The following is a 7413-nucleotide window of genomic DNA, read 5'->3' as shown; positions in this document are numbered from 1 at the left end:
AGCTGGCCCAAACGCCAAACCCGAGATTCTCAAAGGTGGCGTAGTATACGCCGCTAAGCCGAAGTGCTCAAGTCCCGAACAGATAAAGATCCCTCCGGATCGCGCAAAAACGCCGGATTTCTGCCCAGTTGACGCCGCGAATTACAGCCAGCCGCGCTCGGCGAAAGAGGTAAACTCGCCGTGACCAATCACCAGATGATCTAATAAGCGGATATTCAACAGCGCGCAGGCCTGCGCCACCTTGCTGGTAATCTCACGATCGGCACGGCTCGGTTCCGCCATGCCGGACGGATGATTGTGCGCCAGTATCACCGCCGCCGCGTTGAGCTTTAGCGCCTCACGCACGATTTCACGCGGATGCACTTCCACGCTGGCAATGGAGCCGGAAAACATCTTCTGCGCCTGCAAAACGCGGTGCTGGTTATCCAGAAACAGCGCCATAAAGATTTCACGCTCCTGATGTGCCAGCACGCTTTGCAGGTAGTGGCGCGTGACCTGCGGATTCTCCATCACATTTTCGCGCGCCAGCTGGCTGGCAAAAAAGCGCCGCCCCAGTTCCGCAATGGCATGCAGTTGCGTCATTTTGGCGCTGCCGACGCCCTTTATCTGTCCGAGCTCCTCTTTACTGGCGGTCATGATGCGATACAGCGAACCGAATTCATTCAGCATCAGCCGCGCCAGCCCCATCACGCTGTTGCCGCGCGTGCCGGTACGTAAAAAGATCGCCAGCAGTTCGGCATCGCTTAGCGCCTCGGCGCCCAGCAGCGTCAGTTTTTCCCGTGGTGCCAGTTCCGTCATCGTTCCGCCCTCCCTGCAATTCCGCCATTCTGCGCCGGTGCATTGCAGGCCACCAGCGGCGCGTAACAAATTCCAGAGCCGGCTCGCAAAGGGCGCAGGCAGTGAAAAGGCGGGTCGCCGATTTTGTGATAAAGTTGCCTGCATCTGTCGCGCAAGGCGCGGCACTCTGCGTTGAAGTGAGGCAAACAACATGATGGGATTAGCCGGAAAAAAAATTCTGCTGGGCGTCAGTGGCGGCATCGCGGCCTATAAAGCACCGGAACTGGTGCGCCGTCTGCGCGATCGCGGCGCGGATGTCCGCGTGATGATGACCGATGCAGCCAAAGCCTTTATTACGCCGCTCAGCCTGCAGGCGGTTTCCGGCTATCCGGTGTTTGATGACCTGCTCGACCCGGCGGCCGAAGCGGCAATGGGCCATATCGAACTGGCAAAATGGGCCGATTTGATTGTGCTTGCGCCCGCAACCGCCGATTTGATTGCACGCATTACCGCCGGCATGGCAAACGACCTGGTCACCACCGCCTGCCTGGCCAGCGCGGCACCGGTCGCCATCGTGCCGGCCATGAACCAGCAGATGTACCGCGCGGCAGTAACGCAGGAGAATCTGCAGCGTCTGGCGCAGCGCGGCGTGCTGGTCTGGGGACCGGACAGCGGCAGCCAGGCGTGCGGTGATATCGGCCCGGGCCGCATGCTGGACCCGCTGGCCATCGTTGCGCATGCGCTGGAGTGGGCCGCGCCCGTCAACGATCTGCAACATCTCAACATTATGATCACCGCCGGTCCGACGCGTGAAGCGCTGGATCCGGTGCGCTATATCAGTAATCACAGCTCCGGCAAGATGGGCTATGCGGTTGCGGCGGCGGCGGCAAAGCGCGGCGCAAACGTGACGCTGATTTCCGGTCCGGTGAACTTAGCCACGCCCGCCGGCGTGACGCGCATTGATGTCAACAGCGCACTGGAGATGGAAGCGGCGGTGATGGCGCAAATCAGCCAACAAGATATTTTCATTGCCAGCGCAGCCGTGGCAGACTACCGGGCGGCAAACATTGCCGCAGAGAAAATTAAAAAACAGGGTGGCGATGATAACGTCACGCTGCAGCTGGTGAAGAACCCGGATATTGTCGCAGGCGTCGCGGCGCTCAAAGTGCAGCGCCCTTTCGTGGTGGGATTTGCTGCCGAAACCCAGAATGTGGAAGAATACGCGCGGCAAAAACGGGTGCGGAAAAACCTGGACCTGATTTGCGCCAACGATGTGGCGCAGGCCGGACAGGGCTTCAATAGCGACACCAATGCTCTTCACCTTTTTTGGCAGGAAGGAGAGAAAGTCTTACCGCTCAGTGATAAGACGCTCCTTGGCCAACAATTAATAGACGAGATTGTCAGCCGTTATGATGAAAAAAATCGACGTTAAAATTCTTGATGCGCGTGTGGGTAATGAATTCCCGCTGCCAACTTATGCAACCCCAGGTTCTGCAGGCCTCGATCTTCGCGCCTGCCTGGATGGCGCTTTGGAAATCACGCCAGGCATGACCACGTTGGTGCCTACCGGTTTGGCGATTCACATTGCCGACCCTTCACTGGCAGCAGTGATTCTGCCGCGTTCGGGCCTCGGTCATAAGCACGGCATCGTGCTGGGTAACCTGGTCGGCTTGATTGACTCCGATTATCAGGGGCAGTTAATGGTGTCTGTCTGGAACCGTGGCCAGGATAGCTTCACACTGCAACCAGGTGACCGCCTGGCGCAGCTGGTGTTCGTACCCGTTGTGCAAGCCGAATTCAATCTGGTGGAAGAATTCGACACCAGCGATCGCGGTGCAGGCGGCTTTGGTCACTCTGGCCGCCAGTAACACGCGACACTTTTCGCTAAGCCATCTTTTTATTTCTCATCGCCACGGGCCATTGCGCTTGTAGTAGATGAGGCAGTATTGCCTGTTTTTGGTGAATCTCAGGGGTCTTGAAGGTCATGGCAGAAAAAAAAGTCGCGAAACGGAATCGTCGCGAAGAGATTTTGCAGGCGCTGGCGCAAATGCTGGAGTCGGGCGATGGCAGTCAGCGTATCACCACCGCCAAGCTGGCCGCCAATGTCGGCGTTTCGGAAGCGGCGTTATATCGCCACTTTCCCAGCAAAACGCGCATGTTTGATAGCCTGATTGAGTTTATTGAAGACAGTCTGATTACCCGCATCAATCTGATCCTGAAAGATGAAAAAGAGACGATGGCGCGTCTGCGTCTGATCGTGCAATTGCTGCTGGGATTTGGTGAGCGTAATCCAGGGCTGACGCGCATCCTGACCGGCCACGCGCTGATGTTTGAACAGGATCGCCTGCAGGGGCGCATTAATCAGCTGTTTGAACGTATTGAAGTTCAGCTGCGCCAGGTGATGAAAGAGAAGAAGATGCGCGACGGCGAAGGTTTCCAGACTGATGAGACGCTGCTCGCCAGTCAGCTGCTGGCATTCTGCGAAGGTTTGCTGTCACGCTATGTGCGCTCGGAGTTCCGTTATCGTCCGACCGCCGATTTCGACAGCCGCTGGCCGCTGATTGCCGCACAGCTGGTTTAATACGCACAGCGGATTTGTAGCGGCGCGATCCATCGCGCAATAAATTGCGCCGCTACGCTATCGTGCGGCGCTGACTACCGCGCTAAACCTTAAATACCGTACTCTTTGCGATACGCCTTCACCTTCGCCAGATGGTCGGCCATCTCTGGCTTCTCCGCCAGGTAATCAATCAGCTCGCTCAGCGTAATGATCGCCGTGACCTTGCACTGATAATCGCGCTCCACTTCCTGAATCGCGGAAATCTCGCCACGGCCACGCTCCTGGCGGTCGAGTGAAATCAGCACGCCGGCCAGCGTGGCGTTGTGGGCGTTGATGATGTCCATCGATTCACGAATTGCCGTGCCGGCGGTGATCACATCATCGACCAGCATCACTTTGCCCTGCAGCGGGCTGCCCACCAGTAAACCGCCTTCGCCGTGATCTTTGGCCTCTTTACGGTTAAAACAGTACGGCACATCGCGGTCATGATGATCGGCCAGCGCCACGGCGGTAGTGGTCGCAATCGGAATGCCTTTGTAGGCCGGGCCAAACAGCAGGTCGAAATCGACGCCGCCATCCACCAGCGCCTGCGCATAGAAACGGCCCAGCAGCGCTAAATCGCGCCCGGTATTGAACAGACCGGCATTAAAGAAATAGGGACTTTTGCGGCCGGACTTCAGGGTGAACTCACCAAACTTTAATACCCCTTTGTTCAGGGCGAACTCAATAAACTGACGCTGCCAGGCTTTCATTTCTCACTCCTCAAATAAAGAAAAGGCGACTCTGTGGTCGCCTGTTACATCAATCAATTAACGCCGCTTTCTGCGCCTGAATCAGCTGCTCAATGCCGCCGCGCGCCAGCGCCAGCAGCTGCAACAATTCGTCATGGCTGAACGGCTCGCCTTCTGCGGTGCCCTGCACCTCAATCATGCGGCCATCTTCGGTCATCACCACATTCATATCCGTTTCAGCGGCGGAGTCTTCGACATACTCTAAATCACACACCGCTTCACCGGCCACGATGCCGACCGAAATCGCCGCTACCATGCCTTTGAGCGGGCTGGCTTTCAGTTTACCGGCTGCCACCAGCGCGTTCAGCGCATCCGCCAGCGCCACGCAGGCACCGGTGATTGCCGCGGTGCGCGTGCCGCCGTCGGCCTGAATTACGTCGCAGTCAAGCGTGATGGTGAATTCACCCAGCGCCTGCAGATCAACCGCCGCACGCAGCGAGCGGGCGATAAGGCGCTGGATTTCCAGCGTACGTCCGCCCTGCTTGCCTTTGGCGGCTTCACGCGCCATACGGCTGTGCGTCGAACGCGGCAGCATGCCATATTCAGCGGTTACCCAGCCCTGACCTTTGCCTTTGAGAAAACGCGGCACGCCCTCTTCAACGGTCGCGGTGCACAGGACTTTGGTTTCGCCGAACTCGACAAGAACCGAGCCTTCCGCATGTTTGGTAAAGTGACGAGTGAGGGTGACGGGACGCACTTCAGAAGTGCTACGGCCTGCTGGACGCATGGTTTCTCTCCGGCTTGCTTGGGTTTGGCTGCGCATTATACGGACTTCACAGGCGGCTGTCCTGCCCGCGTGCAGCCAGCGCGTGTTACAGCGCCGCGCACACCAGCGAGTCGATACGCGTCACCGGTTGTGTCGCAAAACGATGTTTAAACTTGTCGCGCAGCGCATTAATGCTTTCGGAGCTGGCCCGATCCGCCGGATGAAGCAGTACCAGTACCTTGCGATTCCCCTGCGGGCCGCGGGCATCGTAAATCGTCAGCGGCGAGGGAAAGTGCGGCGTGATGTCGCGTTCAGCAAACTGCGACCAGCCCGCTGCGCCAGCGGAGGACGGCAGGTCAAACCACAGCGTGGTTTGCATCATCATCTCGCCGGCCCCGCACACGGCCACGGGCGCGGTGTGCGGCGGAATAACCTGCGGGGTGGGCGGAGAAGTCTGACATCCGCTTAACATCATGGCGAAGCCCAGCGGCCTCATCCATTTATTCAACATCTTAGCCTCAGAAGTTGCCTGTCTCATCTGTCACAGCATAGGCCGCCGATGACCATTCCGTCATCATTTTTGCTTTCAGCTGCAGCAGGCTTTCATCTGTTGGATAGAGAGTCAGCGCCTGACGCAGCAGCCTGCGCGAGCGCTGATAGTGACGCAGATGCCACTCAATCATCACCGCATTACGGAACACGTTGAGATCGTTATGGCGCTCCAGCCACAGCGATGACTGCTGCACAAAGCGCGCCAGAAGGCGCTCATCCCGCGTCTGGTTGTAGCGCATCAGGCAATGCACCATTTCGCCGAACTCATAGCGCTCGCCCTGAATCCACGGATTCCACAGCTGATCGCGTGAAGGATAGGAGAGGAACTGACCGCGCTCCGCCTGGGTGAGCAGCGCGTTGGTCTGCAGGCCGCTGAAGAAGAACAGCATCAGCGCAATCGCGCCGCCGGCCATGTTCAGGCGCAGCATACGCGACGGCAGACCCGGCGTCGCAGGTTCAATCATTGACCGATCTTCGGGCTGACGTAACGCCAGATGGGTAAGCAGCATCAGCAGCCACAGATGCGGTAGCGATTGATAGAGCGGAAACTCGACCATGCTATGCAGCATGACGGGCAGCGTCAGACTCCATAGCATCAGGCGCTGCGGCTGACTACGCCAGCGCCACAACGGCGTCAGCCAGGCCAGCAACACGGCGGTGAAGCCTACCATCGGCAAAACCCCGCCTTCCACCCAGCTATACAGCCACTCGTTATGGGGATGGGTGGCATTAAAATCGTCCGGGTAAATCGCGTCCGCCATGCGTATCCGCGAAAAATGAAACTCAAACTGGCCAAAGCCCCAGCCGCTGAACGGTTTTTCCATAATCATGCGCAGCGTGTATTCCAGCAGCTGCTGGCGCGCCAGGTCGGACGACGCAAATTCACGCATGCCCGGCGCTAATTCACTGCGCAGCAGCAGGGCGCACAGCACGGCCAGCGCCATCACCATGACGATCCTGATGATTACCGCGCGCTGGCGACGATCGCACACCAGCAGCATCACCAGCAGCGCCAGCGCAAAACCAAACGCACCGGTACGCGACTGCGTCAGAAGCAGTGCCAGGCTGTTGATCAGCACTGCCGGCAACAGCAAGAGGCGGTGCCTGATGTCAGATTGCAGACAGAGCCAGACCGTAGCCGCCAGACCGGTCGCCAGAAAGCTGGCCAGCAAATTGAACTGCTGAAAAATACCGTAAGGGCGAATCTGGCCGGCGTGATAGCGAAACTCCATCAGCGTTTGCAGCTGAACCGGAAAGCAGGTCTGCGCAATCGCCAGCAGCGCCTGCAAGGTGCTGAGCAATACGATGCCGGCAATAATTTTCTGACGCTGTTGCCAGAGCTGCGGCATCAGGCCCAGCAGCAGCCACAGAATGAGTATGGCGCTGAGCCCCAGTAGCCGGATCACGCCGGTCAGCAGTCCGTTATCGTTCTCCTGCAGGATCACCGCCAGCGCAAAGCAAAACAGCATCAGCAACAGCGCATGCGTCATGACGTTGTCGTCAATTAAATCGCGCGGCTGGCGCCAGTTCTTCAACAGCAGCGTGGCCGCCAGCAGCGCGAGACAGCCTGCAGTGAGCAAATTCAGCGGCAGATCAAAGCCATTGCCACCACTGTTGGGCAGATAAATCAGCGTGGGGAGGAAACAGATTAGACAGGCCAGCGAGGCGAAAGGGAAAGAGGCGACTTTCTCACCGCACTGTCCCCGACGCCGCCGCTGCAGAAATTGCTGCATCAGCAAAGGCGGCGTGACGCGCGGGTCTCGTCCGGACAGATACCACGACATAAAACAGAGAAAGAGCATAGCAAACCCAATTGCCGAAACAGGCCAAAAACTGTCTCGTTGAATAATGGTTGATAGACTTTGGCTACAGAAAATGTACGGCCAAAAAGCTGTGAATGGTGTGAAAACCCCCGTGAATCATGGTGATTCACAGAGCTGTGATGATGAAAAATATTTTCAAGCACCGTTAACCTGTGCCGCTTCAGGTTAAGCCGATCTCCCTCTGATAAGTGTTTAACTTTAACC

8 protein-coding genes are annotated in these 7413 nt (G+C 57.8%); 3 read left to right on the top strand and 5 right to left on the bottom strand.

All coding sequences use genetic code 11. The annotated features are described in order from the left end of the window. Positions 1-141: 141 nt before the first annotated feature. On the bottom strand, positions 142-798 hold the full coding sequence (radC, locus tag QMM04_RS19455) for a DNA repair protein RadC (protein WP_021507076.1): 657 nt from the start codon (positions 796-798) through the stop codon (positions 142-144). 190 nt (positions 799-988) lie between these two features. On the opposite strand from radC, the gene coaBC reads away from it, so the two are divergent. The 3 genes from coaBC (at position 989) to slmA (ending at position 3358) form a co-directional block, all read left to right on the top strand. Continuing rightward, entirely contained in the window at positions 989-2209 is a 1221-nt protein-coding gene (gene coaBC, locus QMM04_RS19450; protein WP_282996799.1) for a bifunctional phosphopantothenoylcysteine decarboxylase/phosphopantothenate--cysteine ligase CoaBC, read from the top strand. Beyond that, positions 2187-2645: a dUTP diphosphatase gene (dut, locus tag QMM04_RS19445; RefSeq protein WP_039328147.1), complete on the top strand. Its 459-nt coding sequence runs from the start codon at positions 2187-2189 to the stop codon at positions 2643-2645. The genes coaBC and dut overlap by 23 nt, the downstream gene beginning before the upstream one ends. 116 nt (positions 2646-2761) lie before the next feature. Beyond that, a complete protein-coding gene (gene slmA / locus QMM04_RS19440; RefSeq protein WP_021507079.1) occupies positions 2762-3358 on the top strand; it encodes a nucleoid occlusion factor SlmA in 597 nt (198 codons plus the stop codon). 89 nt (positions 3359-3447) lie between these two features. Here the strand turns inward: slmA and pyrE are convergent, their stop codons facing one another. From pyrE to QMM04_RS19420, 4 genes are all read right to left on the bottom strand, one after another. Continuing rightward, positions 3448-4089, bottom strand: a complete 642-nt coding sequence (gene pyrE, locus QMM04_RS19435; protein ID WP_021507081.1) for an orotate phosphoribosyltransferase — start codon at positions 4087-4089, stop codon at positions 3448-3450. A gap of 49 nt (positions 4090-4138) precedes the next feature. Then, positions 4139-4855: a ribonuclease PH gene (rph, locus tag QMM04_RS19430; protein WP_021507082.1), complete on the bottom strand. Its 717-nt coding sequence runs from the start codon at positions 4853-4855 to the stop codon at positions 4139-4141. Between the two features lie 85 nt (positions 4856-4940). Then, positions 4941-5345 (bottom strand): DUF3574 domain-containing protein, encoded by a 405-nt coding sequence (locus QMM04_RS19425; protein WP_064511429.1) that lies wholly within the window; start codon positions 5343-5345, stop codon positions 4941-4943. A 7-nt stretch (positions 5346-5352) separates the two neighbouring features. Then, positions 5353-7188 carry a Wzy polymerase domain-containing protein gene (locus QMM04_RS19420; RefSeq protein ID WP_211725475.1) on the bottom strand — a complete coding sequence of 612 codons (1836 nt, stop codon included), beginning with the start codon at positions 7186-7188 and terminating at the stop codon, positions 5353-5355. Positions 7189-7413: the final 225 nt, after the last annotated feature.

Source organism: Pantoea sp. Pa-EAmG (assembly GCF_030024295.1).
Taxonomy (GTDB): domain Bacteria; phylum Pseudomonadota; class Gammaproteobacteria; order Enterobacterales; family Enterobacteriaceae; genus Pantoea; species Pantoea dispersa.
The sequence above is the reverse complement of the archived record's forward strand: the minus strand, read 5'-3'. Positions and strand labels throughout refer to the sequence as shown.